This window comes from Vibrio fluminensis, assembly GCF_015278125.1.
Lineage (GTDB): Bacteria > Pseudomonadota > Gammaproteobacteria > Enterobacterales > Vibrionaceae > Vibrio > Vibrio fluminensis.
On the sequence record NZ_JADILO010000002.1, the window covers coordinates 1 to 25673 of the forward strand.

17 protein-coding genes are annotated in these 25673 nt (G+C 43.1%); 8 read left to right on the forward strand and 9 right to left on the reverse strand.

Annotated features, from left to right (window positions below; all coding sequences use genetic code 11):
- Positions 1 to 322: 322 nt before the first annotated feature.
- From IRQ95_RS02685 to IRQ95_RS02695, 3 genes are read left to right on the forward strand one after another with little or no spacing between them, the layout of a single operon-like run.
- Positions 323 to 5527 (forward strand): response regulator, encoded by a 5205-nt coding sequence (locus IRQ95_RS02685; protein ID WP_194435469.1) that lies wholly within the window; start codon positions 323 to 325, stop codon positions 5525 to 5527.
- Positions 5528 to 5542: 15 nt separating this feature from the next.
- Positions 5543 to 6670, forward strand: a complete 1128-nt coding sequence (locus IRQ95_RS02690) for a response regulator (protein WP_194435470.1) — start codon at positions 5543 to 5545, stop codon at positions 6668 to 6670.
- 11 nt (positions 6671 to 6681) lie between these two features.
- On the forward strand, positions 6682 to 8205 hold the full coding sequence (locus tag IRQ95_RS02695) for an ATP-binding response regulator (RefSeq protein ID WP_194435471.1): 1524 nt from the start codon (positions 6682 to 6684) through the stop codon (positions 8203 to 8205).
- A 65-nt stretch (positions 8206 to 8270) separates the two neighbouring features.
- Here IRQ95_RS02695 and IRQ95_RS02700 read toward each other — a convergent pair whose 3' ends face one another.
- The 4 genes from IRQ95_RS02700 to IRQ95_RS02715 all read right to left on the reverse strand — a co-directional run bounded on the left by IRQ95_RS02700 (position 8271) and on the right by IRQ95_RS02715 (position 12569).
- Positions 8271 to 9572: a GGDEF domain-containing protein gene (locus IRQ95_RS02700; protein WP_194435472.1), complete on the reverse strand. Its 1302-nt coding sequence runs from the start codon at positions 9570 to 9572 to the stop codon at positions 8271 to 8273.
- 193 nt (positions 9573 to 9765) lie between these two features.
- The gene (locus IRQ95_RS02705) at positions 9766 to 10305 is read right to left on the reverse strand and encodes an isochorismatase family protein (protein WP_194435473.1); all 540 of its coding nucleotides are present in this window, start codon (positions 10303 to 10305) and stop codon (positions 9766 to 9768) included.
- A 97-nt stretch (positions 10306 to 10402) separates the two neighbouring features.
- On the reverse strand, positions 10403 to 10759 hold the full coding sequence (locus IRQ95_RS02710) for a GNAT family N-acetyltransferase (protein ID WP_228481170.1): 357 nt from the start codon (positions 10757 to 10759) through the stop codon (positions 10403 to 10405).
- Between the two features lie 190 nt (positions 10760 to 10949).
- Positions 10950 to 12569, reverse strand: a complete 1620-nt coding sequence (locus tag IRQ95_RS02715) for an NAD(P)/FAD-dependent oxidoreductase (protein WP_194435474.1) — start codon at positions 12567 to 12569, stop codon at positions 10950 to 10952.
- A gap of 349 nt (positions 12570 to 12918) precedes the next feature.
- Between IRQ95_RS02715 and fdxA the strand changes: the two genes are divergently transcribed.
- Positions 12919 to 13242 (forward strand): ferredoxin FdxA, encoded by a 324-nt coding sequence (fdxA, locus tag IRQ95_RS02720; protein WP_075649025.1) that lies wholly within the window; start codon positions 12919 to 12921, stop codon positions 13240 to 13242.
- Between the two features lie 291 nt (positions 13243 to 13533).
- On the opposite strand, the gene IRQ95_RS02725 is transcribed toward fdxA, so the two are convergent.
- Complete coding sequence (locus IRQ95_RS02725; RefSeq protein ID WP_194435475.1) at positions 13534 to 14268, reverse strand: RNA methyltransferase; 735 nt, start codon at positions 14266 to 14268, stop codon at positions 13534 to 13536.
- A gap of 246 nt (positions 14269 to 14514) precedes the next feature.
- Between IRQ95_RS02725 and IRQ95_RS02730 the strand changes: the two genes are divergently transcribed.
- Both IRQ95_RS02730 and IRQ95_RS02735 read left to right on the forward strand, forming a co-directional pair.
- Positions 14515 to 15717 (forward strand): flavohemoglobin expression-modulating QEGLA motif protein, encoded by a 1203-nt coding sequence (locus IRQ95_RS02730; RefSeq protein ID WP_194435662.1) that lies wholly within the window; start codon positions 14515 to 14517, stop codon positions 15715 to 15717.
- A 177-nt stretch (positions 15718 to 15894) separates the two neighbouring features.
- A complete protein-coding gene (locus IRQ95_RS02735) occupies positions 15895 to 17226 on the forward strand; it encodes an MFS transporter (protein WP_194435476.1) in 1332 nt (443 codons plus the stop codon).
- A 196-nt stretch (positions 17227 to 17422) separates the two neighbouring features.
- On the opposite strand, the gene IRQ95_RS02740 is transcribed toward IRQ95_RS02735, so the two are convergent.
- A complete protein-coding gene (locus IRQ95_RS02740; RefSeq protein ID WP_194435477.1) occupies positions 17423 to 18709 on the reverse strand; it encodes a DEAD/DEAH box helicase in 1287 nt (428 codons plus the stop codon).
- Between the two features lie 112 nt (positions 18710 to 18821).
- Positions 18822 to 21776: an HD domain-containing phosphohydrolase gene (locus tag IRQ95_RS02745; protein ID WP_194435478.1), complete on the reverse strand. Its 2955-nt coding sequence runs from the start codon at positions 21774 to 21776 to the stop codon at positions 18822 to 18824.
- Positions 21777 to 22248: 472 nt separating this feature from the next.
- Between IRQ95_RS02745 and IRQ95_RS02750 the strand changes: the two genes are divergently transcribed.
- Both IRQ95_RS02750 and IRQ95_RS02755 read left to right on the forward strand, forming a co-directional pair.
- Entirely contained in the window at positions 22249 to 22785 is a 537-nt protein-coding gene (locus IRQ95_RS02750) for a cytochrome b (RefSeq protein ID WP_194435479.1), read from the forward strand.
- Between the two features lie 104 nt (positions 22786 to 22889).
- Entirely contained in the window at positions 22890 to 23363 is a 474-nt protein-coding gene (locus IRQ95_RS02755) for a peptide-methionine (S)-S-oxide reductase (RefSeq protein ID WP_194435480.1), read from the forward strand.
- A 111-nt stretch (positions 23364 to 23474) separates the two neighbouring features.
- Here IRQ95_RS02755 and IRQ95_RS02760 read toward each other — a convergent pair whose 3' ends face one another.
- Together IRQ95_RS02760 and IRQ95_RS02765 are read right to left on the reverse strand one after the other, a co-directional pair.
- Positions 23475 to 24311, reverse strand: a complete 837-nt coding sequence (locus tag IRQ95_RS02760; protein WP_194435481.1) for a heparin lyase I family protein — start codon at positions 24309 to 24311, stop codon at positions 23475 to 23477.
- A gap of 291 nt (positions 24312 to 24602) precedes the next feature.
- Positions 24603 to 25442: a heparin lyase I family protein gene (locus IRQ95_RS02765; protein ID WP_194435482.1), complete on the reverse strand. Its 840-nt coding sequence runs from the start codon at positions 25440 to 25442 to the stop codon at positions 24603 to 24605.
- Positions 25443 to 25673 lie beyond the last annotated feature (231 nt).

The window sequence follows — 25673 nt, forward strand, 5'->3', positions numbered from 1 at the left end:
TTCCATCGTTACCATTTCCAGTTCGTATTGTTGCGGAGTCGGTTCTTGAAGCATATCGGAGTATCCATATTTCGATACCCCTATTAGATCAAAGGTCTAGCTCGAAAGCTAGACCTTTGTCAGCAGTCTGAGCAGCCATAGGCTGCTTTTTTTATGCTCTAAATTCGTCACATTGATATTGGTGATGAGTTTTTGTTGTCTCTTAATTGATACTAATTTATCCACCTATACCAAATTTTGTGAACTAAGTTTATGAAATAATTTGCTGTATTTTCAACTGTCTCCTACGTTTTTTAGAGTGAAGTAGTACAGGGACACGTAAATGCTAAGGCTAGGGGTACGCGCAAATAAAAAACAATTCTATGCGCGAAAATTTATAACAGCGTTCTTTGTCTGTTTGTTGGTCGTTGGGCTAAATCTAACTTCAACAGCTCGAGCGAGTGAGTTCAACGTTATTCCATCATCGTTACGCGGTGAACTTTCCCAAGAACAAATTCAAAATATTGCAGTTGAGTTGAAATATCTCGACGAAGTCCTGACATCCTCAATTTTAAGTTATGCCTTTTCTGGCGATTCAAAATGGCTTGATAGATACCTTGATACTGAACCGCGCTTAACAGAACTTATTAATGGGTTACTGGCCAGTCAAATCCCTAGTGATAGAGCGGTAGTCAAACAATTAGAAGCGGCACACTTTGAGTTAGTAGCGCTAGAGATGCGAGCGATTGATGCAGTGAAAGCCAATCGCCTAACTGAAGCAATGCTACAAATCAACGACGCGGAATATCATCAATATAAAGACCAATATATGGCGGCGTTACTGAGTCTGACAAAACGGATTGAGCAGCGAATCGATCAAAGAGCATCAGATAATCCGTTAAAGCTCAACTCAGCTGAGCAAGAGTGGTTAGATAGCAATGTGGTGCGAGTAGGTAACGAGCATTGGCCACCAATGCTGTATCGAGATGAGAAAGGCGATTTAACTGGGTTAGCAGGTGATATTGTAACGCAAATCGCCTTGCGGTCTGGCTTGAAAATTGAGTTGGTGGATGCCCCTTGGAACGAGTTACTTCGTCAGTTTAAACAAGGTGAGATAGATCTATTACCTCATGCTTACAAAACCGATATTCGTAAACAGTATGGTCAGTTTTCAGATCCCTATTTCTTAATCAGAGAGCTCTACTTTGTCTCTGAGCATAAACCAGAGTTTCAACGGGTATCGGATTTAGGAAATGCCACCATCGCGATATCTGCAGGTTATAGCACTATTGATAAAGTTAAGTCTCTTTATCCAAATATTCAGATTTTGGAGACCTCTGGAATAGAGCAGGCAATTGATGCTGTACTTGACGGACGAGCAGACGCGTTGCTCGATGCCGAAATTGTGGTTTCGAATTGGTTAGCTGAAAACAAAGTCACTGGATTAAGAGCGATTGATGAAGATGTGGTTTCACCATCAGCGCTTCATTTATGGTCAAACGCTCAATCACCACTGCTTCATTCAATTTTGCAAAAAGGTCTCGACATTCTCGACTTACGAGAAGTCATTCTTAGTAAAAGTGACTGGTCACAGCTAGCCACGCCAATTGTAGCGCAAAGCAGCAATCTCAATTTAATTGAGTCATTGAAATATGTGATTGCAGCTTCCGTATTACTGACGCTTGTCTTGTTACTATTGATTTCACGCGTGTTTAAAATCAACGATAAAACCTTGGCTGAAAAGCTAGGGAACAAAAGTTTTAAGCGTACGATGATTTCCGTTCAAGTTATTCTCTGTTGTGTTTTAATCGCAGCAGCACTGATTGTCACTCGTTACGCCGAGCGTAAGAGCATAGAATCAGTTAACCATAGCTTATCTTCCGTTTTGGCATCGGCTCACAAGCGCATTGGTGGTTGGGTGGAGATGGAGCTTAATAGCCTATCGCAGTTGGGCAAAGATCCTCTCTTGGTGGGTATGGTGGAGAACCTACTTGATGTAGATCGTAAGCCTAGCGCATTAATCAATGCTCCGGTGCAACAGCAACTGAGGGAGCTTATCGAATCAAGATCTGGGTTAGCGGGCTCGTTTGGTTTCTTTATTATTTCACCGGATCACATCAGTTTATCTTCTCGTCGTGATACCAACATCGGCAGTATTAATCTTATTCAATTACAGCGCCCCGATTTAATGAAACTCGCGTTAAGTGGTGAAGGTGTGTTTGTTCCACCGATTAAATCGGATGTCAGTCTACAGAGTGACTCTGATGACAATCCTCCGACGATGTTTTTTGCTGTCCCTGTGGTTAACGCGTTTGGTGAAACTATCGCGGTATTGACAAAACGGGTTGATTTTGACGGTGTGTTTTCAACCATATTGTCGGCTGGCTTTATTGGCAAAAGTGGTGAAACATACGCGATAGATCGCACGGGGTTACTGTTGTCAAATGTACGCTTTGAACAACAACTTAAGCAACTTGGCTTACTAGAACAGACTCAGCGTTCTTCTCTGAATGTCAGGATTGCTGATCCTGGTAAAGACCTTTCAACAGACCCACAAGTAGCGGATTCAGAATGGCCATTGACAGTGATGGCGTTAAGTATCAGTGAGCGCATATCTTCGCGAAACCTTAGTGGTTACAACGACTACCGAGGTGTACCTGTTGTCGGCCGGTGGATATGGGATGATGCCCTTAATATGGGCATTGCAGCAGAAATGGATGTTGATGAAGCTTATTCTTTGCTAAGTACTTTTAAAGCAACAGTGTGGTCAATGTTAACCATTACTTTAGTACTAATGCTTGGCACTAGCGTGTTTACTATGCGACTTGGCAATCGTGCAATATCGGCCTTGGCGAGAACGCAAGTTGAACTTGAACGACAAGTAAAACAGAGGACGGTCGAGTTGGAAATTCACTCAGAGCGAACTCGCAACATCATTGATAATGCTTCGGACGGTATTGTGGTTGTTAATTGCCAGGGAGTGATTGTTGAATTTAGCCCAGCCGCTGAAATCATATTCGATTATCGTGCTGATGAAATATTAACGCAGCAAGTGTCGATTGAATCGCTAATATCACCGCCATTTCATACTTCTTACCAACAGTCGGCCGTTTCTTCTACTGAGCGCAGCTCGACGAGTAAAGAGTTTACTGGCCATAAGCGAAGCGGTGGAGAGGTTGATCTAGAGATATCGGTCAGTGAATCAAAATTGGCAGGACAAGTTTTTTACACAGGGATCGTTCGTGATGCCACAAAGCGCAAAGAAGCAGAACGCGAGCTTAAGCGAGCCAAACAGAACGCAGAAGAGGCGACTCAGGCGAAAAGTGATTTTTTAGCTAATATGAGCCATGAGATTCGCACGCCAATGAACGCGATTATCGGCATGAGCTATTTGGCGATGCGAACTGATTTAACGAAGAAACAGAGAGATTACGTCAGTAAAATCCAGATTTCTGCGGAAAACCTGCTTGGCATCATTAATGATATTCTCGACTTTTCAAAGATTGAAGCTGGCAAGCTCGACCTCGAGAAAATTGATTTTAATTTGCAGGAGACAATCGACAATTTAGTTCAAGTTATCTCACATAAATGCCAAGAGAAAGGTTTAGAGCTATTGGTTGATTTAGATCCTCGTTTACCGGTCAGCTTGATTGGGGATCCATTAAGGCTAGGACAAATCCTACTTAACCTTACCAATAATGGAGTTAAGTTTACCGATAACGGTGAAATTGTCATCAAAATAGAGGCGCTTGAGTCAAATAACGAGTCAATCAAAACTAAGTTTTCCATCACAGATACTGGCATAGGTATGACTCCAGAGCAGATTGCACGTCTGTTCCAGTCTTTCAGCCAAGCTGATGCTTCGACAACGCGTAAATATGGTGGTACCGGATTAGGTCTCACCATTAGTAAAACGCTGGTTGAATTGATGGACGGTGAAATCTGGGTGGAAAGTGAGTTTGGGCAAGGCAGTACTTTCTGTTTTACTGCTGAGTTTGGTTTATCCCAGTCTAACCAAACACCAATCTTTCACGGTACAGAACGGCTGGATGACTTGGCGGTTTTAGTTGTCGATGATAGCGAAGCGGCTCGTGAAATTTTGGCCACGATTTGCCAAAGTTTAAACTTCCAAGTTGATGTCGCTAGTTCTGGTCAAGAGGCGTTGGAGAAGTTGCAGAACTCTCAAACAGGTGAGTGTCCTTTCGATGTGGTGTTGGCTGATTGGAAAATGCCAGAAATGGATGGCTTAGAACTTGGGCGTCAACTTGCCCGAGTATCAAATTTAAACAAAACTCCGCGTTTTGTGGTTGTGACTGCTTATGACAAAGATGAAATCACCGCTCATTTAAACGGACTGCGACCGGACGCATGCTTAACCAAGCCTGTAACGGCATCGACGTTACTTGATACTCTACTTGGGGTAATGACGGCCAATCACACTCATATCCAAACCGTAGCAAATAATCATATCGACCCGTCAATTGCACAAGGCATTGCTGGCGCAAGAGTATTGTTGGTTGAGGACAATGCGATTAACCAGCAAATTGCACTTGAGCTACTGAATATGGTCGGCGTTGACGTGACGACCGCTAGTGATGGGCAAGAGGCGGTCGACAAAGTGCTCTCAGAGTCATTCGGTATTGTGCTAATGGATATTCAGATGCCCGTTATGGATGGCTATCAGGCGACCGAAATGATCCGCCAAACCGGACAATATGATCAATTGCCAATTATAGCCATGACCGCCAACGCTATGTCCGGGGATAGAGAGAAGTGCTTAGCCGTAGGCATGAATGACCATTTAGCTAAGCCAATCAATCCAAATCAAGTATTCAAAACGTTAGCTGACTGGGTCGAACCAACTGGACGATCTTTTAACGATCTAAATCGTGCCGAGACTTCGAAAGGGCAGGAGCAGGGGCTTGTTATTGATGGACTTGATACTGCAACTGCAATTGCGCGTATGGGGGGCAATGTACAGGCATATAGAAAGACACTGGCTAATGTTGTTCGCTCAGAGGCGGATGTTGCGGAAAGGGTTAGTGATTCAATTGCGCAAGGAGACATTGGCACAGCAGTAATCGCAGCCCACTCACTCAAAGGCATCGCAGGCAATATTGGTGCGGATTACCTGATTGAGCCAACCCAGCGGCTAGAACATGCCTTAGCTGAGCAGAGAGATGAGGGCCGCTGTGAGTTTGGGGAACAAGAGCAAAAGATGCTTAGGGAAGTGGGCGGATTAGTCGAGAAGATGGTAGCTGCCATTAACGCGGCTCTCAAAGATGGAGAGACTGCAAATCACTCACAAGAGTTTGATGCAGAGAAATTCCAGCTACTCGCTGAGCAGCTTTATGCGCAACTGGATGATTTTGATAGTGCGGCGGTCGATACATTTGATGAGATGCTGCTTAGTGCCGGAGCAAGTTTAGATGTCGCTTTAGTTGAGCAAGTTTCCCAAGCAATAGCTAACTACGATTTTGAATCCGCCATACCTTTATTAGAGCAGGTGACCTTAAGCATTGACTCTTCAGATAAAGAACCGGTTTAAAATGGGGGAAAGGGTATGACATTAGAATATCGAACCACAATACTCGCAATCGACGATACGCCAGCCATTCTAGACAGTGTCAAATCGGTATTGTCTGACGAATATCGAGTTCAAGCTGCACCTAATGCGGCCGTCGCTTATAAAATTTTGGCCAAAGGGAAACCGGATCTAATTTTGCTCGATGTGATGATGCCGGATGTCAATGGTTATCAAATATGTGAGCAACTAAAAGGGGATCCTGATACCCGCGATATTCCGGTGATTTTTCTCACCGCGAAATCGAGTGAGGTCAATGAAACTACCGGCCTTGCTTTGGGCGCGGTTGATTATATTGCTAAGCCCATTTGTCCGACGATTTTAAAACAACGGATTAAAAATCATCTATTGCTTAAAGCATCACTTGATCAATTAGCGGAGCATAATCATTGCCTGGAAAAAAAGGTTCAGGAACGAACTCGGCAGCTCAATGATTTGCAAGATGTTGCGCTGGTGGCAATGGGGGCATTGGCAGAGTCTCGCGATCCAGAGACTGGTAATCATATACGCCGTACGCAAGGATACGTTGAATCAATGGCGAAGCAACTCGCTAAACTTGAGCAATTTCGTGACTATTTAAAGCCTGAAGTGATAACCGCAATGGCAAAATCAGCCCCTTTGCATGACATTGGTAAAGTAGGGGTGGTTGATAGCATTCTGCTCAAACCTGGTCCGCTGACGGCGGCGGAGTTTGAGGAGATGAAAAAGCACACCGAATATGGCTATCAAGCGATTTGCGCAGCAGAAGGCTCACTTGGGTATGCGGATAATTTCTTGTTGTTTGCTAAGGAAATTGCCTATTGCCACCACGAAAAGTGGGATGGTTCCGGTTACCCGCAAGGCTTATCTGGCGAAGATATTCCTCTTTCAGCACGCATTATGGCAATTGCTGATGTCTACGACGCACTCATTTCTCAGCGAGTATATAAACCTGCCTTTAGCCATGAAAAAGCATTAAGGATTATCAGTGAAGGGCGAGGCAGCCACTTTCAACCCATGTTAGTCGATGTGTTTCTCGCCAATGCAGATGAGTTTCGAGATATTGCCGCAGCATACCGAGACAACGATACCGAAGATCAACAATCCATGCCTGCCGCAGTAGAATAGGAGAAGAATAAATGGATAGTAGCTTTAAACGGATTAATTACGACTCTCCTTATAAAGGTATGGCCGTATTGATTGTCGATGACTTCGAGGCCATCACGCGCGCTTTAAGCAGTGCGTGCGAGCAGTTAGGGTTTAAAACCATTCATCAAGCCCGCGATGGTCTGGAGGCGACGCAATATTTGCAGCATAACCAAGTGGACATCATTATATCTGATTGGAAAATGCCTAAAATGGATGGCTTGGAGCTGCTAAAACATGTCCGTCAGTCCAAATTGCATACCAATGTGCCATTTGTCATGCTGACAGGCAATTTGCATCAGAGCGATGTGGTGCAGGCTATCGAAGCGGGTGTTTCTGAGTATTTAATTAAGCCATTTTCACGCGTGACTTTAGCCGAGAGGGTACACAAAGCATTTGTTTCTCCGATAAAAAGTCATTCAGTTCAGAGAGCCGAAAAGGAAACAGATTCCCAGCAACCAAGTAAACGTACCATCCTTGTTGTAGATGATGAGCCTTCAAATCTGCAGGTTTTGGGGGAGGTACTGAAAGAGACATACAAAATCAAAGCGTGTCGCAGTGGGCAGCAGGCATTAGATATTTGTGCGAAAGCAGAAAAACCGGATTTGGTACTGCTTGACATTATGATGCCGGAAATGGACGGTTTAGCGGTATGTAAAGCGTTGAAGCAAAACCCCGAAACTGAGTTCATTCCGATTATCTTTGTATCGGCTCTTTCACAGACCGATGATGTGGTTAAGGGACTTAAGCTGGGAGCGGTTGACTACATTCAAAAACCGGTGATACCAGAAATCGTATTGGCCCGCGTAGAAACGCATATTAACTCAGTGATCCAACGAGAGAAGCTCTCTGAGCAAATCGATAGTTTGATCGATGCTTCGCGACATCATGATGAAGCCTTGCAAATTTTCTTTCATGACTTCCGGAACCCACTCACCGCTCTGCACGGTACTTTGATGGCACAAGTGAGTGATAGTGACGAGACGAGATTACTTAAAGATAGCTCGAGCAAGTTGATAGAGATGGTTGATAACTACAGTATTTTGCTTGAACTTGAACGAGGGGAGTATAAACCAAACCTCAATACAGTAGGTCTAGACGGTGCGTTGCGGCAAGTGATAGCGAGCTACCAGGCAAGCGCGAAAGATAAACAGATAGAATTTCAGGTAGATATCGACCCTGCCCATAAATATCAAGGTGATGAACTACTTAGCTACACCATGTTAAGTAATTTGCTTATTAATGCAATCGAAGCTGCGCCTGTTCAATCGACCATCGTGGTGAGTTCATGTCTTGAGGATAAGCAATTAGTCGTTAAACTGACTAATCAAGGGACGGTGCCGGAAACGATTCGAGATCACTTCTTTGATAAGTTCAGTACCGCTGGAAAAAGCTCAGGAAAAGGGTTGGGTTGTTATTCTGCCAAGTTGTGTGTAGAGGCCCAGCTTGGTCAGATATCAATCACTGCCGAGCCCCAATTTACGACAGTGGTCATTACCTTAAATGCAGCGGATTAGCGGTTAAAAAATCAAACGCAGCTTTTATGGCTGCGTTTCCTATCATGCTCTTAATGCCTTGCAAACTAAATCGTTACTTGATTACGCCCATTTTCTTTAGACGCATAAAGTGCCTTATCGGCAATACGGTAGGCTTGAGCAAAGGTGCCTTTTTCCAAGTGTACGCCACCAATTGAGATAGTGACGTTAAGGTCAGCGATTTTTTGTTCAACCACACAGCGACGAATGGCTTCAGCCTTTTCTTTTAATACCGTTTCATCCATATGCTTGAATAAGATAATAAATTCTTCACCGCCCCAGCGAATCGCAACATCGCTGGCACGAATCTGTTTTGCAATACGGCGAGTGACTTCGGTAATTACATCATCGCCCATTTTGTGACCGAAGGTATCATTGATTGATTTAAAGAAATCGATATCAATAATTAGCATAGAGAATTTTTGTAGTTTCTTTAGTCTTGGTTCATAAAAGTCACGACGATAGAAGCCCGTCATTCTGTCAGTATATAAACGCTGTTTATTGTGTAGATAGATGACCCTTAACATGTGCCCCAACAACGCAATAAGGATTGATGGGAAGAAGATCCTCTCAAAGATCTCTTGCGCACCAAAGCCAACGTAAACAGTGTTAGCATCAGTACAAGAAATTTCAACTGGAATACGGAATGAAAACCAGTGTTCCATGGTGTCTGCCGTGGTAAAAAATTCTCGGTTGAACTGAGCAATCTTGTAATCAATAAAGCTATTTTTAATATCGACAGCGAGCAGTGCGTCCAATTTACGTTCATTGTAAACAGGATAATAAACAGTGCGAACTAGCTCATCAGTACCTGGCTCGGGATAGGGCTCAGATAGTTTTATATTACAGCCATAAAATTGGTCAAAGGTGTTTTCTAAACGCTCAGTATCAACGATCCGTGTCATTACATCGTTGGCTTTATACTGGCTATATCTTTCAGCATAAGGTTGGCGTAACGGATCGAAGTGTCCATAAGTGGCTGGATGCTCAAAAATCGCCACAGTCCAAACGTGATCAGGTGCGATGGTTTCAAGCTGTGCGCGCAGTTTATTGATCCCCGTCGAGAGTACTTTCACGTCAGTATCTTTGGAGACCATAATACTTACGCCGTTGCGGACATGAGTACCTTTGGTCAGAAAGGTCGTATCGGTGTTGTTGTAATATTGTGCGAAGCGGCGGCTAATGGAGTAAATCTGATTAAAGTCACTCACAATACCTTTAGACAATTGCTTTAATAAAAAAGCATTATAAAGCGCATACGAAAAAGCCACGATAATCATGGTTACCGTTAGCAGCTTAATTAATGGCAAAAAATGCAGTGTATAGGTACGCTTTAAGCTATTGCTCATATGTATTCATATTGTTTTAGTGAAACACAAGTTTAGAGCTTGATCACAATTTATCAATTGAATAAATCAATCGTTTCGATAGTGGTTTTTTATTGCTGGTTTGACCAGTGGCTAAAACAGCGTATTTCAAAGGTGCTTGTAATACGAATAATTCTTGCGTCATCATCGAAATCTAAAAATAAAGGATATTTCCTTACTTTATCAATGACAGAATTTGTTTGAACTCGGGCGCGCGACAATCTTTTACCAGTTCATACAAACACATCTCGAGACCTGTTACTTTAACATTCTCTTTGGAGAATTTAGTTAAAGCGAGTTCTTTGTTAAGAACATCTCTAGATGAGACACAATCACCCACCACATGGATATCGAAGTGTAGGTTGGCAAGATGGGTCGCGGTTTGGTAAACGCAGATATGTGTTTCAATGCCACAAATAAGCCACGAATGTTTTTGTGCTTCGTTCAACGCGTGTTTGAATTCAACCTCGCTGCAGCCATCAAAGGTGAATTTGCTGATTGGTGTCAGTTCACCCATCAGTTCAGCGAGACTATCAACGGTTGGTCCAAGCTTATCTGGGTTTTGCTCCAGCCAGATAATGGGCAGTCCCAAGGCCTGTGCACCTTGAATGAGTTTACCGCAGTTTTCAATAAGTACCTCGCTGTCATCGACCAAGCTTGCCAATTTACCTTGAATGTCGACGACGATTAAACCCGTGTCTTCCTTATTAAGCATAGTGATTCCTTTTTGCTTTAATGCATAGGGTTAACCTATGGTCATTGCCATTGGTACATCAACCATTCCTTTGTGATTACGCACTCCGTCAATGCGTTTAAAACCGAAACGAGCCTGAATTGCCGTTTGTTAATGCTATCGACATCAGTTGTCGCCATAGCTGGCTCGATAAACCTTGCCCTTGATGATCCTCTTTAACAAACAAGTGATAGAGATGGGCAAAATCACGAATGCCACCAACACCTATGACTTGCTGATTTTGATCTTCGGCCACTAAATAATAGTAGTTGCTAGCAATATACTCGGCGATTTTCTCTGCAGACATAGAGTTCAGCACGATATGATGAACGCTTTCATCCCATGTAGGACAAACAAATTTTTGGGTTAAAGGGACAATTAATTGGCTAATCTGTTCTGCGTCATTACGAGTTGCTTCTCGAATGGTGATGTTCATTATTTTTCCTTGTTTATCAGTTGAGCGTAACTGTTTGATGATTTTACGCATATCCATTTGCGCATTTTGATAGCCTAAAAAATCGTCATTATCTCTACTAAGGTATCAAGATGATCGACTGAGTCAATATATCAGTAATTAAAAAAGCCAGCTTGAATAAGCTGGCTTGAAACGGGAATTTAGAGTGTGCTTACGCGTTTTCTAGCTGCGCCATGATATCGCGAGCAACGGCTTCCGCGACTTTAATACCATCAATACCAGCAGATAGGATACCACCTGCGTAACCCGCACCTTCACCTGCTGGGAAGAAGCCTTTTAAGTTTACGCTTTGGAAATCTTTACCACGTTTGATGCACACTGGTGAAGAGGTACGCGTCTCTACGCCAGTCAATAGACCATCTTCACTTGCAAAACCTTTGATCTTGCGATCAAACGCAGGAATCGCTTCACGGATTGCTTCAATAGCAAATGGTGGTAGTGCTTTTGATAGATCCGTTAGCTTGATTCCTGGAGTAAATGAAGGCTCAACGTCACCAATTGCACTAGGATCGCGACCTTTTAGGAAGTCACCGATTTTCTGTGCTGGTGCGTCATAGTTTTCGCCGCCCAGTAGGTAAGCATTTGATTCAAGTTCACGTTGGAAACGAATACCAGCTAGTGGATCGCCAGGGTAATCCACTTCTGGAGAAATACCCACCACGATAGCGCTGTTTGCGTTACGTTCAGCACGAGAGTATTGGCTCATACCGTTTGTTACTACACGACCTTCTTCTGACGTCGCTGCAACCACAGTACCACCCGGACACATACAGAAGCTGTATACCGTGCGACCATTTTTACAGTGGTGCACAAGTTTGTAGTCTGCCGCGCCTAGAAGAGGGTGACCAGCATTAGGACCGAAGCGAGCTTCATCGATCATAGATTGTTTGTGTTCAATACGGAAACCAACCGAGAAAGGTTTCGCTTCCATATAAACGCCACGGTCGTTCAGCATTTCAAAGGTGTCACGTGCGCTGTGACCAACTGCGAGCACAACATGACGAGATTTGATTTCTTCGCCGTTCGATAGTGTCACGCCAGTAATTTGCTCGCCATCCATATGGATGTCGTCAACGCGCGTGCTAAAACGAATTTCGCCGCCAAGTTCTAGGATTTTCGCGCGCATTTTTTCAATCATGGTTACCAGTTTAAAGGTACCGATGTGCGGCTTACTTACGTAAAGGATCTCTTCTGGTGCGCCAGCGGCAACAAACTCAGTGATTACCTTACGACCGTAGAAGTTTGGATCTTTAACTTGGCTGTAGAGCTTACCGTCAGAGAAAGTACCAGCGCCACCTTCACCAAATTGTACGTTTGATTCAGGGTTAAGCGTGCGTTTACGCCAGAAGCCGAAGGTATCTTTAGTACGCTCACGTACTTCTTTACCACGTTCAACGATAATTGGGTTAAAGCCCATTTGTGCAAGTACAAGACCCGCGAATAGACCACAAGGACCAAAACCAATCACAACAGGGCGTTCAGTTAGATTCTCAGGTGCTTTCGCGACAAACTTGTATTCCATATCTGGAGTTTGGCGTACATGTGGGTCTTTGGTGAATTTCTCTAGTAGGGCATTTTCATCGCCCTCAACAATCACATCAAGCGTATAGATAAGGTGAATGTTAGTTTTCTTACGAGCATCGTAGCCACGTTTAAATACATTGAAAGAGATAACTTGTTCAGCAGGAATGCTCAGCTTGGCAGAAATAGCGTCAAGTAACGCATCTTCCTCATGATCAAGAGGAAGCTTGATTTCATTTAAACGTATCATGTTGATGTCTCGTTGTTTATGGTGTCTTAGCGCAAAAGACGAGGTGCCTTGCGCTCACAATGGCGCGCATTTTACGAGAAATTCTTTTGTCTGTCATACTAAAAAATCCCCGTCCTACTTGAATCCACAGCGTTGTTGGCTGGCACTCTCAAACCTCATCACATAGTTGGTCTATGCTCAGAGGCTTTCTATGTTTAGGGGGAGGCTTGCTTAGTCACATAATTCGATGGTTTGGGTGTAAACTAAAAAGGACTCAAGCGATTAGGTTTGATTGCTAGTCTCTTGAAGTCACGGGGGTATATAAGTATTATTCCCGCCTTATTTTTTGACGAATTAAGAGTTGATTGTCATGGCGTTTGTCGTAACGGATAACTGTATCCAATGTAAATACACTGACTGTGTCGCGGTATGCCCAGCAGATGCCTTCCATGAGGGCCCAAACTTTATGGTAATCAACCCAATTGAATGTATCGACTGCGGTTTGTGTGTTGATGAATGTGCAGCGCAGGCGATCTTTCAAGAAGATGAATTACCTGAAGGTCAAGAAATCTACAAAGAGCTAAATGCTGAACTTGCTGAGATTTGGCCTGTGCAAACAGAAGTAAAACCAGCAATGGATGAAGCTGAAAAGTGGAATGGTGTAGCCGATAAGTTGGATATGCTAGAGCGATAAGCGTTTACTTGTCGATAGAAAAAAGCGTAACGGCTGTATTTCAGCGTTACGCTTTTTTTGCTTTTGCGCGTCCTATTTGCATCTACAGCGTTGTTGACGTGTGCTCGCAAACCTCATCACATAGTAGCCTATGCTCAGAGGCTTTTCTCACTTGTCGCCTAGCTGTAGTCGCAAATAGTTAGCGCAAAGGAAGCTAGGTGATTCGAACTGTGATAACAAGATGAACCTAGTCGAGCGCCTTTGCAATTGCAGCGTTGTTGACGTGTGCTCGTACAACAACCGATGATGGCGTTAGCTGTGTTGACGACGAATATTGTCGAGGATAATGCCTGTTGCCATCGCTACATTGAGCGACTCTGCGCCACCAAATGCCGGAATAGTGATTTTGTCTGTGACAAATTTCGCCGCTTCCGCGCGAATACCGTGAGATTCACTGCCCATTAGTAGAATGCCTTCTGCGGCAAATTCAGTTTGATGTACGCTAACACCTTCTAAGAATGCACCATAAACAGGTAGGTTTGCCTCAGCCAAGTAGTTTGGTAAATCAACTTGGTGTACTTGCACGCGACCAAAACTGCCCATGGTGGAACTGATGGTTTTTGGATTGTATGGGTCGGCGCAATCGCTACTTGCGATGATGTGTTTGATGCCATACCAATCTGCAACACGAATAATGGTTCCCAAGTTACCTGGGTCTTGCACGCCATCTAGCGCAATCATTAAGCCTTGTGCTTGCGGCTGAGCGTAACGAGGGATCTCTACCACTGCGATTGCTGCGTTATTGCTGACCAAAGTACTCGCTTTGGTTAAATCATCCAGCGATGCTTCAATACATTCAAAACGGCTCAGTGTTGATTGGTTTTCAGCTAAAAATTCTGCTGTGCCGAAAACGTGTTTAACCACGAGATCACTTGTTGCAAGTTCAAGTACGTTTTTCTCACCTTGAACAAGGAATAAGCCGTGCGCCTTGCGCTGCTTCTTTTGCCCTAAAGCACGTAGCAATTTGAGTTGGTTCTTTGAAATCATTTTATTGTCCCAGATGAAAACGCGGGGATTATATACCCAAGTTACCTTTAGATTCTATGATTGCACCGAAATGCTAGTGAGTTTAGCTCGTTTAGTGACCCAGTTGGCGTAAAAATTATCCGAGTCTCACTGGTTGAGAATATGTCCTGAGCGGTTAATTGTTGAGTGATGTGAATGAGCGCATATTGTCAATGGGGATAGCTCAAGCTTTATTGCTTTAGTTTAATGATAAATTCCCAAAACGTGATGGAGTCACGTGTTTATAGACATGGAAGAATTGCCGGGGTAAGTAGATTGAACAGAGAAAACATCATTCCATTGACGCATGCTACGCTCAAGCATGCCAAAGCGCTGGATAGCGAGCTGTTTTCATTAGTAAACGGAATCGAGATATTAAGTGCGGTTAGCCCAACTAACTACAATCAACAAAAAGCGGACTTTTTTAAGCGCCACTTTTCAACCGAGCCGCAATTTACTTATAAACCTAGTGGCATTAATGCATTTCAGCTTAAGCGGCAGCTATTCAACCTAGCGATTGAAAAAGTAGAAGATGCAGATCTACAGCGCATCTATGAAGATGTGATCATCTCTTACGTTGATAAGATCGATCAAATTGAGACGTTAGGTAGCCAAGACTTTCTATACAACTCGCTGCGTTATTTTGGCGAACCCACAGAGAAAGATATTCGCAACGCCAGCTTTATTCTCCATTTACCAGATTCAGACGACGATGAACAATTGGTGGACGCGAGTGGCATTCAAGCGATTATGGAGCAGTTCGCTCAACAGCAAGGCTACCAATATGACTTGCTGGTGGATGATAATATGATCGCCAATGCTCTAGTAAATAAAACCACGGTCAAGATTAACAGTGCAGCGAAAGTGCCGCGGATTGAAGCGCATGCGCTGGCTCACCATGAACTCGGTGTCCACCTCGTCACCACGCTGAATGCGCAAAATCAGCCATTTAAAGTGCTGCAACTGGGCTGCCCGGTGAATACGATGACCCAAGAAGGTATGGCTATTTTAAGTGAGTATTTGGCTGGGCATTTAACCATTAAGCGACTGAAAATTCTTGCGCTGCGCGTGCTGGCAGTCGAATCCATGATTAAAGACAAATCGTTCCGCACCACATTTATGATGCTTAAAGAGCAATTGGGGGTAGAGAAGAACTTAGCCTTTACCATCACTTCTCGCGTTTATCGAGGTGGTGGCTTTACCAAAGACTATCTCTATTTACGCGGATTTCATGAGGTATTGCACGCCTATGAGGAGCAAGAAGGTTTTCTTAATTTGCTGTGTGGTAAGACGGCATTGATGCACTTACCGCAAATTAACCGTTTGGTTGAGAAGGGCATCTTTAATCCACCACAAAACATCACTCCGTCGTTTGTTAAGCCAACGGATAACGATGAGGTGAGACGTTTTATTACGCATGCGATTAAGTAGTCTTTATTTATCGGAAAAGCAGCCAGTGGCTGCTTTTTTTGTGTATTTATTAAAAGCTTAGACGCAGAAATAGATAGCTTTTTGTCATGCTCTCATGATATCTAACAGATAATTATTACCATTAACCTTAAAAAGAACGATAGTTAATCTTATGCCATTCAAAACGGTTAGAACTTCATGACGCTCAAAGACATTCTCCAAGTTCGTAATGTGCGCTACTTCCTTATGTTTAGGAGTAGTTACTTTGCGCGTTTTTATTACCCTATATTTACCTTACTTTATTTAGACTACGGTTTGACGCTATCTCAGTTCGCGATGCTTAACGTGGTTTGGGCGGCGACAATTGTATTGGCTGAAGTACCATCGGGAGCTTTTGCAGATACATTAGGTCGTAAAAAACTGGTCGTACTCTCATCACTGGTTATGTTTGTTGAGATTGCGATGATCGCGTTTGTACCTACTGGCAATCCAACGTTGGTATTTTGGGTCTTTTTGGTCAACCGTATTTTAAGTGGTTTAGCCATGGCGTTGGCGAGTGGTGCAGATGAAGCATTAGCGTACGATACGCTTAAAGATCAAGGCAAGGAAGAGGCGTGGCCAAGAGTATTGCAAGTCCAACTTCGCATATCGTCGAGTGTTGGTATCTTTGTCACGCTCGTTGGTGCCGCGATGTACGACGTGAATTTTATGGCTGCTCTCTACGCATTAATAGGCTTAGATACACCGCAAACCACTCAGGACATCATGCGAATTCCGGTATTCGCCACTTTATTCGTTGCGATGATTGCGATCTATGCTGCGCTTAGCATGCGAGAAGCAAAAAAGGTTCTTCCTTGTGATAGCACAAAATGGTCGACTACTGTGGCGAGTTTGAAATTAACCCTTAACACTGGTAAATGGGTACTGGCGACGCCATATGTGTTTTTTATTTTGCTTTACTACAGTTTGTTTGAACACACATCGCGTATGTTTTTGACCATGAGTAGCCAATACTACCGTGCCATCGATATTCCTATTATCTATTTTGGTTTTATCGGTGCAGGGGTGAGTGTGCTCAAAATTATTTTTGCGGGGCAAAGCCGCCGACTAGCAGAGAGTATTGAACCGAAAACTTTCCTAATGGTAATGGGCATCGCAACAGTGGCCACCTATTACTGGATCAGTTTAGGCTGGTCAATTTATGGCGTGATACCAGCGCTCATCTTAGTGTTCATTATTATGACAATGAATATATTCATCAGCTATCACTTGAATAAAAAGACCGAATCGCATAATAGAGCGACAGTCTTAAGCTTTAAAGGGCTGATGTTTAATCTAGGCTATGGACTTATTGGGGTGCTATACGCTTACCATTATAAATTGGTATCGCAAAACTACTCCGAAGCGGAGATTGCGCAGCACGTTGATTTTATCGCTTCGCTTTCGTCATTCTTTTATTATTTTGCCTTACTGTTTACTTTGATTAGTGCGGCATTCTATTTCTCTAATAAGAAGGTGAAAATATTCTAGTTATCCCCGTCCTACTTGAAGTTGCAGCGCTTTATTGGTTTAAAAAGATACTGGCACTCACAAACCTCATCACATAGACCATCTATGCTCAGAGGCTTTGTTCCTTTGTCGCCTACCTGTATCTCCAAGTTGTTTGGGTATATTGAAATGTCAAAGCAGCCGATGGCTGCTTTGATACAAGTTGTGAATGTCATACTCACGAATTTTTTAGCCAGACATCACCATGCGTAGCTTGTTTCTTTTTGCGCTTTTTCTTACCCGTACCCGCCGGCTTCGCCATTGGTTTAGTCGCTGCAAGCATCGCTTCTGTGACGGTTTCATCTACTTCGAAACCCGGAACCTGCTCTCGTTCAAGACGGATTTTGTTCTTTTTCTCGATGACTTTGAAGTGATGGTAATCTTCGAAATCAATCAAAGAAAGTGCCAGACCGACTTCACCAGCACGACCACTGCGGCCGATGCGATGCATATAGTCGGAAGGGCTGCGTGGTAAATCATAGTTAATGACTACTGGCAGCTTTTCAACATCTAGGCCACGAGCCGCAATGTCTGTTGCGATCAAAACATCAAGTTGGCCAGCCTTAAAGTCTTCCAGCACTCGCGTGCGTGCCGCTTGGCTTTGATCACCATGGAATACTTCTACCGAAATGCCGCGTTTATATAGCTTGTCTGCTAGGTGCTCGCAGCCATTTTTTGAATTGACAAAAATTAATGCTTGGCGCCAATCATTTTCTTTGACTAAATGCGCTAGCAGCGCAGTTTTTTTACCTTTATCTACGGTAAACACACGTTGCACCAAAGTGCTTGCTTCACTGCTTTGTAGTTGTACTTCTAAAGGGTTGCTGAGCAGTTCCTGAGTCAAAGCTTGGACTTCTTCAGGGAAGGTCGCAGAAAACAGTAAAGTCTGCTTTTGCTTTGGCATTAGTGCGAGCAGTTGAGAAAGCTCTTCTGTAAAGCCAAGGCTCATCATGCGGTCGGCTTCATCAAGCACTAAGGTTTTTACTCTGTCGAGTTTAACAGCATTACTTGAAATGAGATCCAGTAAACGACCTGGCGTCGCTACAAGGATATCTGTGCCACCACGTAGCGCGAGCATTTGGCTGTTTACGGACACGCCACCAAAGACACAAACCGTTTTCAATGCGCCATTAAAGTGCGCAGAGTAAGACTTAATGTTGTCAGCGACTTGTTGAGCAAGTTCGCGAGTAGGTACCAAGATTAAACCCGTTACCGAGTTATTTTTACGATAGATAGTCGGGTGTTGGTGAATGAAAATGTTCTGCAACATTGGCAGGGCAAATGCAGCCGTTTTGCCTGAACCGGTATTTGCCCCTGCAATTAAGTCACGACCTGCTAACACACTTGGAATCACTTGCGCTTGAATTGGCGTCGGTTGTTGATATTCAAGCTCCGTTAGTCGCGCTTGCAAGGGTTGAATAAGGTTCAGTTCAGCAAAGTTGGTTGGTGTTGTTGCAGTAGTCATTTATAGAAAAGGCTCAAAGCTAAGTTAGTGGCGGGCATTCTAGCCTATTTAGTGCGCTTTGCATAAGGACTCTGCCATCTTGACGTTAAAGCATCATGCTTTACCCTAAGTTTTAATCCACTTTCCGCTTAAAATTGTACTGACTAATGTCCACATCAACCAATTGCTCCGAAGTTAAATATCTTTGTCCATATTTTAGATAGACGCCACTTTCAATAAACAGTTGGAACACCTCTTTGTCCAAATGTTCATCCAGCACCATGTAATACATGATGTCGAGTGCCTGCTTTAGGTTTTTGGCCGGTTTATACGGTCTGTCCGCTGCAGTGAGAGCTTCAAAAACATCGGACACCGCCAGAATACGTTCGGGTATGGATAAATCATCTGCTTTTAGTTTACGTGGGTATCCGGTTCCTTTCAGCGTCTCATGGTGAGTGGAAGCGTATTGGGGGACTCGTTTAAGCTCTTCGGGAAATGGAATATTGTCGAGCATTTTAATTCCGCTAATCATGTGCTCATTGATTTTAAAGCGTTCTTCGAAGGTGAGTGTACCGCGTCGAATCGACAGGTTGTAAAGTTCACCGTAGTTATAGAGATAATCAGGGACATCCATGTTGATTCCGAATTTGGGATCAAGACGATAAGGGATATCACGATGGATAATGTGTTGCGGCTTATTACTTAATAAAGGCTCTTCAGAAGGTAATGTCTGCTTTGTATTGTTGTAACGTTGGCGCTCAAAGGGCGATAGGCCTTTGGTCTCGTCGAAATGTCGTAGCCAAGTTTGTTTGCCAATTTCGGTAATCTTAGCAATGTCCTCATCTGCCATAAATTCGCTACCAATATTCGAGGAAGCGACAAAATCGAACTGTTGCAGTAATTCACTTTGTCTAGCACTTAGTTTTGCGTCGATTTGTTGTTGCTCATGAGGATTTTTATTGATGGCTTTTAATGCGTCAATTTCAGCGTCGCGCCACAGAACTTCAAAGCGGGTACGAATTTCGTGAATACGATTGTAGTTAGTTTCGAGTTTGGTTCCTTTATCAACCACATACTCTGGCGTAGTGATTTTTCCACAATCATGGAGCCAAGCTGAGATGCGAAACTCACGCCACTCATCTTCGTTCTTGAAATGGAAATTCGCAAAATGCCCTACGCCAATTTTATGCGCTTCTTCTGCCAACATCAGTCCTATTTCCGGCACTCTCAAACAGTGCGCACCGGTATAATGTGATTTGTCATCAATGGCGTCGGCAACCAATTTTATAAAGGAGTCGATGAAATTACGTTGCTCTTGTTCATAGCGTTGTAATGATTTTGACATGGTGATGAATGCCTTTGAGAGTTGGGCAACCTCATCAATATTACTGTGGACTTTTTTCACCTCATGATAGTGGCGCTTTGAGATGAGATTAGCTTGCTGCTCGAGTGCTTTTATGGGTTTAACTATAGGACGGGCGATAAGCCAGGCGACGAGGACTAGAATCGAGAGTATTGCGAGTGAAGAGACCAAGATATAAATGCTTCTTTGCGTAATAGCAGCCATGACCTCGTCTTTAGGCATCAAAACCGTCATGGTTTGAATGGGTTGGGTATTGAGTTTATCGATGTATAGGTAGTAATCCGTGTCACCTTTGACAAACTCATGCAGCTGTCCATGAAGCTGGCTTTGACTAGCCAAGTTGAGTAACTCACTATGAGGGACATGAGTATAAAGTATTTTTTCACCCCCCCATTTTGCTTTCAGGTAATCTCGCGCATTTTGACCGATATGATTTAACGCTAATTGAAGAACCTGCTGTAAAGGTTGATTGTTGGGATCGGTTAAGAGGTAGTACTGGTCATCTATGAGTGTGGGTGAAATAGAATTGATTTCCATACCTTGTATATTTGCAGTTTGGATCTTTCTTTTTAAAACAACCTCGCTGTTTAAAATGCCATCAATTTGTCCATTTTCAAGCTGGTCAAGCAGACGATTGAGGTCGGGTTCTAATATAAGTTCGCTGTGGTCGAGTGCTTTTTGAAACACTTCGTAATTAGTCCAACCTTGATTGACCCCAATCTTCAGTGGCGCTAACTGTATGCTATCAATAATATAAGGTGATTTGTGTAATTGTGCGATTGCGTATGGAGAACGATAAAATTCTAAACCGTAACTATCAGGGATAGTTTGATGATATTGTGCGGCTACTGAATGGAGTATATCTAAATCACCTAATTTGAACTGCTCAATCAACTCCTCCCATGATTGCCCGTTGACATAATCAAATTCCAATCCGGTTAAGTCTGCTATGAGTTCAAGCAAATCGATCGCATAGCCGTGCGGTTGGCCAGAAATGGCAAAGTCAAAGGGCTCCCAATCAATGGAACTAGAAACTTTAAGTTTTGGTGCGGTGGTTACCCATGTTTTTAGCTCATTAGGAAGTGCCAATGGTGGCAAAACGGGTAAATCGTTGATGATTTTCGCCTGCTGGTTGGTCGCAACCAAGCGTCCATCGGATAAAAATAGGTACGCTTCATAAGAGGAGCGAAGAGCCTGGTTACCATAGTCATTGTGCAGCAGAGATTGTACCGTAATGAGGCTTAAATCAGCCCCAAGTACTAACTCACTATTATCGATTTTTGTGGCATAACTGATGCCGTTTATTTTTACATGGTGAAATAGATACGGGTCGGTACGATGAACGCTATTGTAGTGCGCATTCTTAAACCATTTACGCTGAGATGGCTTGAAGTTGCTAGGTTCAACGACGGTTCTTACTGGGGTTAGTTGTTTGTCGAGATAAGTGGATTCGGAGATGCGCTCACTACCAAGGCCGCTATGTTCGACGGTTAACCAGCGCTCATGTTTTGACGCAGCAAGTTTCTCGCGTATCGACGGGGAGTTGAGGTTAACCATTTGAAACGCGTGATCGTCAGCCGAGACAAGGTACAAGCTATAAAGGTTCGGTTCGTGTTTAAGAATGGTCGAGAAAAGGCTAGTTAGTGCGACAGTGTCACTTTGTAACTTGGCAAGATTAATTGCTTCACTAGTCTTAAGTACGACCCCACGAGCTGTGTTGTCCAAGTAGAGTAGTTCCTGCTTTATTTGCTGCGAGATGTTTTGATATTGGTTGAGGGTGTTATTTAACTCTGCTTGTTTGGAAAATTGATACTGCAGACCTACTGAGATCAGAATGGTGATGGTAGTTATTGTTACTAACAGTAAGCCTAAAGCTGCACGAATTGAAATATTGTAACCTGACGTCGTCATCTCATGCTCCATTATTATGGGCTACCGCAGCCGAGATTTATGTGGAGTGGAGGAAAAAGTAACCCAATAGGGCACCTTGTTATAATTAACTATAGCAGCGAAGTATGCAGTGGATATTCTTTTAGGCAGTTATCTAAAGGCTGTACGAGGTTACACACCTTCATTTTGATAAAATATCGGTCACTCGCTAGTTACAATTTACTCAAATTTACATATCGCATCATAGTTCTTTACATTGCGTTGGTGGATAATTGCACTATAACCATGACAAAAACAAGGAATTATAATGCTCAACAAACACTCTCTTTCTATACCGACGATTGCGCTGCACTGGATAACGGGACTCGCTTTTATTGGCGTGTTTGCCCTTGGCTTGTATATGGGCGAACTGACACCTGAAACTGGCAAGTTTCAAATAATGGGCATCCATAAATCTTTAGGCGCACTGATTTTGATCGTCGCCTTGATTCGAATTGTTTGGCGCTTAAAAGAAGGTTCAATCCCACCAGCTTCTCCAGTGGCAGTTTGGCAAGATAAACTCGCGAAAGCCATCCACGGAATTTTGATGCTTGCAACAATTGCTATGCCGATTTCTGGCTTAGCGATGAGTGTCGGTGGTGGGCGTGGTGCTGATATTTTTGGTTGGCAGTTTATTGCGGAAGGCGACAAAATTGTCTGGCTACAAGAGCTTGGTGGCTCTATTCATGGACTATCAGTAAACATCATCATTGCTGCATTGGTGCTTCATATAGCCGGTGCAATTAAGCATCAGTTGGTCGAGAAAGATGGCACGATTTCGCGTATGCTAGGCCGTGCTAGCTGACAAAATAGTGATAGAATATTCTTAAAGCGGAGTCTATGTATTCCGTTTTTTGTTATTGGATGAGCGAGCGACTATACGCGTATTCAACAAAATGAGATTAGAAGATGGATGAGGTTTATTTCGCTGGTGGCTGCCTTTGGGGTGTCCAAGAATTTATGCGCCACCTTCCGGGTGTTATTAAGACTGAAGCCGGACGTGCGAATGGCACCAGTGATAGCATCGATACACCTTACGATGGTTATGTGGAATGTGTTCGAACAGAGTTTGATCCCGATGTGGTAACCATTGAGAAGTTAGTGACTTATCTGTTTGAAATAATTGACCCTTACAGCCTTAACCAGCAAGGGGAAGACGTAGGGCCCAAATATCGCTCGGGTGTATATAGTCGTAACCCGCGACATTTAGAAGAAGCAAAACGCTACATTGCTTATCGTGAAGACTATGCGCGAATTGTTGTTGAGGTAATGCCTTTAACTAACTATGTAAAGAGTGCACTTGAACATCAAGACCGCTTAACTTTACACCCGAACGATTACTGCCATATACCTTTAGATCTCCTACATAAATATCGTCAATAGAACAATGTATTGCATACGAACTTAACGGAAAGTTAAGCCGTGAATGAGGCGAAACTGCTATTCACTGTGTAGGTACAGCTTCGCCTTTCGTATGCTGGTCATTGGGGAAGGTTAGTACTGAACGTACTCGATATCTTTGTATTCGACGCGGACCTCATTGTAGAGTCGCCAAGTTGTCGGTTTGTAAATACCGAATTTTAAGTAAGGTTGATACCAGTCATTAAAAGTATTCGGCCCACACTCATATGCGATTTCGGCATCATCAAGGCGCACGGTAAGGCAAACATCGCTGTCATCTTCCCAAGCGAGTTCTCCTTCAATTTCAAATTTGTACCAACGGTTAGCTTCGTATGGTATATCACGAAACATAACGCGGCTCTGGATTGAGTTACCAGCATTCGCACAGGTGCCATTGACGGTGGTCGAAATTTGTTGTGAGTCCCAACGATTAAACATGCGTAACGTGCCATTATAAGATTCAAGCGCAAGAATAGGGCACCGCCAAGCTTCATTTTTATTAGGTTTGTTATGGAACTGCATTAGTGCAAACCATTTGGGATCAACAAGCTCTGAATACCGATTATCGTTTACTTTAAAATGATAACTTAACTTGAATTCTTTGTTGCGTCTAAGTGCGCCATGTACGACTATCTCACAACGCTTTTTTTGATAACCACTTTCTGCATAAGGTAGCATCAACTCGACAGAATCTCCGTAGTAATTGGTTTTTAGAGCCAGGTTGTGTTTGCTACATTCATCAACTTTCAAAATTGGAATTTGAGGATGTTTTTTGTGATTGGTTTCTAAGTTTCCCGTTATTTTGACTTGCTGTCCTAGCAGTAACTCAGACAAATCGACAGCATCTTCTTCGACATTAGCGAACGCCATATTGGCAATGAACGCTGTTCCTAATCCCATATACGACATGGCTTTGAAATATCTTTTCATAATATTCACCACTCTAACTCTCTGGATGGTTAACTCATACGAAAGTTTATTCATATAAATCAACCTAAATGTAGTACTGGTGGGGGGTTGTGGCAATGAAGGTTTTTTGTTTTAAATGATTTTATAAAATAAATTTCAACTAAATTATTAGTTTAAGTCGTTAAAAAACTCGAAGTTCGTCACGTTAAAATGCAACTAACTGCGAGTTTTTGATTTATTTGTGTGCGATTGATTGTATCAGAGCTACGCAATGACAGCTCTGATAGGTAACATTAGGAAAGCTTAAAGGGCTTAGTATTGAATGTATTCGATATTTTTGTATTCCACTCGGATCTCTTTGTCCAAGCGCCACGTAGTCGGTTTGTACACACCGAATTTTAAGAAGGGTTGGTACCAGTCATTAAACGTATTGGGGCCACACTCTTCAGCCACAACCGCATCGTCAATCGAAACGGTTAAGCAGGCTTCGGTGTCATCTTGCCATGATAGTTGACCCGCAATCTCGATTTTGTACCAACGATCAGATTCATAGGGAATATCCCGAAACATGGTTCGGCTCTGAATGGAGTTTCCATCGTCCGCACAAGTGCCATTAACGGTTGTAGAGACTTGCTGAGAATCCCAGCGATTGAACATTCTTAACGTTCCGTCATGAGATTCCAGCGCAAGTATTGGGCAACGCCATGCTTCATTTTTGTTTGGTTTAGAATGGAATTGCATTAACGCAAACCAAGTCGGATCGACTTCATCTGAGTAGCGGTTGTCATTAATCTTAAAGTTGTAGCTGAGCTTAAATTCTTTCTCACGTCTTAACGCCCCATGCACAACGAGTTCGCAGCGCTTCTTTTGGTATCCAGACTTAGCGCGAGCCAAAACTACTTCTATAGATTCACCATAGTGGTTGGTTTTAACGGAAAGGTTGTTTTTACTACACTCATCGGCTTTTATAATCGGAATTTGCGGGTGTTTTCGATCCTTTGTGTCTAAGTTTCCTGAAATACTAATTTTCTGATCAAGCAATAAATCGGACATATTAATTGTTTGATTGTCAGTATTTGCAAACGCATTGCTTCCGTTGGTGATAGTTGCGATGAGCGCGGTTTTCGATAATGTCTTTATAGTTTCGTTCATGCTAAGAATCTCCTTTTCGATGCGATATAAAAACAATACTAAAGTGCATTATCGGTATTCAACCAAAAGTTTATTTAATATTGATTTCGAATAATTCTTTTGAAGTATGATCATATAAATATGATCGACGACAGGCGACAATTTACATAAACACAAGATGGAATTTGCACTGGATCGCAATTAATAATTGTTGTTATAAGTTGGATTGCTAGTCTAATGGAGTTTTTATGG

What these genes read in the sequence shown, in the direction of transcription:
- IRQ95_RS02740 (WP_194435477.1), bottom strand. Translation starts at nt 18,709, where the DNA reads ATGACTACTGCAACAACACCAACCAACTTTGCTGAACTGAACCTTATT.
- IRQ95_RS02710 (WP_228481170.1), bottom strand. Translation starts at nt 10,759, where the DNA reads ATGAACATCACCATTCGAGAAGCAACTCGTAATGACGCAGAACAGATT.
- IRQ95_RS02705 (WP_194435473.1), bottom strand. Translation starts at nt 10,305, where the DNA reads ATGCTTAATAAGGAAGACACGGGTTTAATCGTCGTCGACATTCAAGGT.
- IRQ95_RS02695 (WP_194435471.1), top strand. Translation starts at nt 6,682, where the DNA reads ATGGATAGTAGCTTTAAACGGATTAATTACGACTCTCCTTATAAAGGT.
- IRQ95_RS02755 (WP_194435480.1), top strand. Translation starts at nt 22,890, where the DNA reads ATGGATGAGGTTTATTTCGCTGGTGGCTGCCTTTGGGGTGTCCAAGAA.
- IRQ95_RS02700 (WP_194435472.1), bottom strand. Translation starts at nt 9,572, where the DNA reads ATGAGCAATAGCTTAAAGCGTACCTATACACTGCATTTTTTGCCATTA.
- IRQ95_RS02735 (WP_194435476.1), top strand. Translation starts at nt 15,895, where the DNA reads ATGACGCTCAAAGACATTCTCCAAGTTCGTAATGTGCGCTACTTCCTT.
- IRQ95_RS02715 (WP_194435474.1), bottom strand. Translation starts at nt 12,569, where the DNA reads ATGATACGTTTAAATGAAATCAAGCTTCCTCTTGATCATGAGGAAGAT.
- IRQ95_RS02730 (WP_194435662.1), top strand. Translation starts at nt 14,515, where the DNA reads ATGGAGTCACGTGTTTATAGACATGGAAGAATTGCCGGGGTAAGTAGA.
- IRQ95_RS02725 (WP_194435475.1), bottom strand. Translation starts at nt 14,268, where the DNA reads ATGATTTCAAAGAACCAACTCAAATTGCTACGTGCTTTAGGGCAAAAG.
- IRQ95_RS02685 (WP_194435469.1), top strand. Translation starts at nt 323, where the DNA reads ATGCTAAGGCTAGGGGTACGCGCAAATAAAAAACAATTCTATGCGCGA.
- IRQ95_RS02750 (WP_194435479.1), top strand. Translation starts at nt 22,249, where the DNA reads ATGCTCAACAAACACTCTCTTTCTATACCGACGATTGCGCTGCACTGG.
- IRQ95_RS02690 (WP_194435470.1), top strand. Translation starts at nt 5,543, where the DNA reads ATGACATTAGAATATCGAACCACAATACTCGCAATCGACGATACGCCA.
- IRQ95_RS02765 (WP_194435482.1), bottom strand. Translation starts at nt 25,442, where the DNA reads ATGAACGAAACTATAAAGACATTATCGAAAACCGCGCTCATCGCAACT.
- IRQ95_RS02760 (WP_194435481.1), bottom strand. Translation starts at nt 24,311, where the DNA reads ATGAAAAGATATTTCAAAGCCATGTCGTATATGGGATTAGGAACAGCG.
- fdxA (WP_075649025.1), top strand. Translation starts at nt 12,919, where the DNA reads ATGGCGTTTGTCGTAACGGATAACTGTATCCAATGTAAATACACTGAC.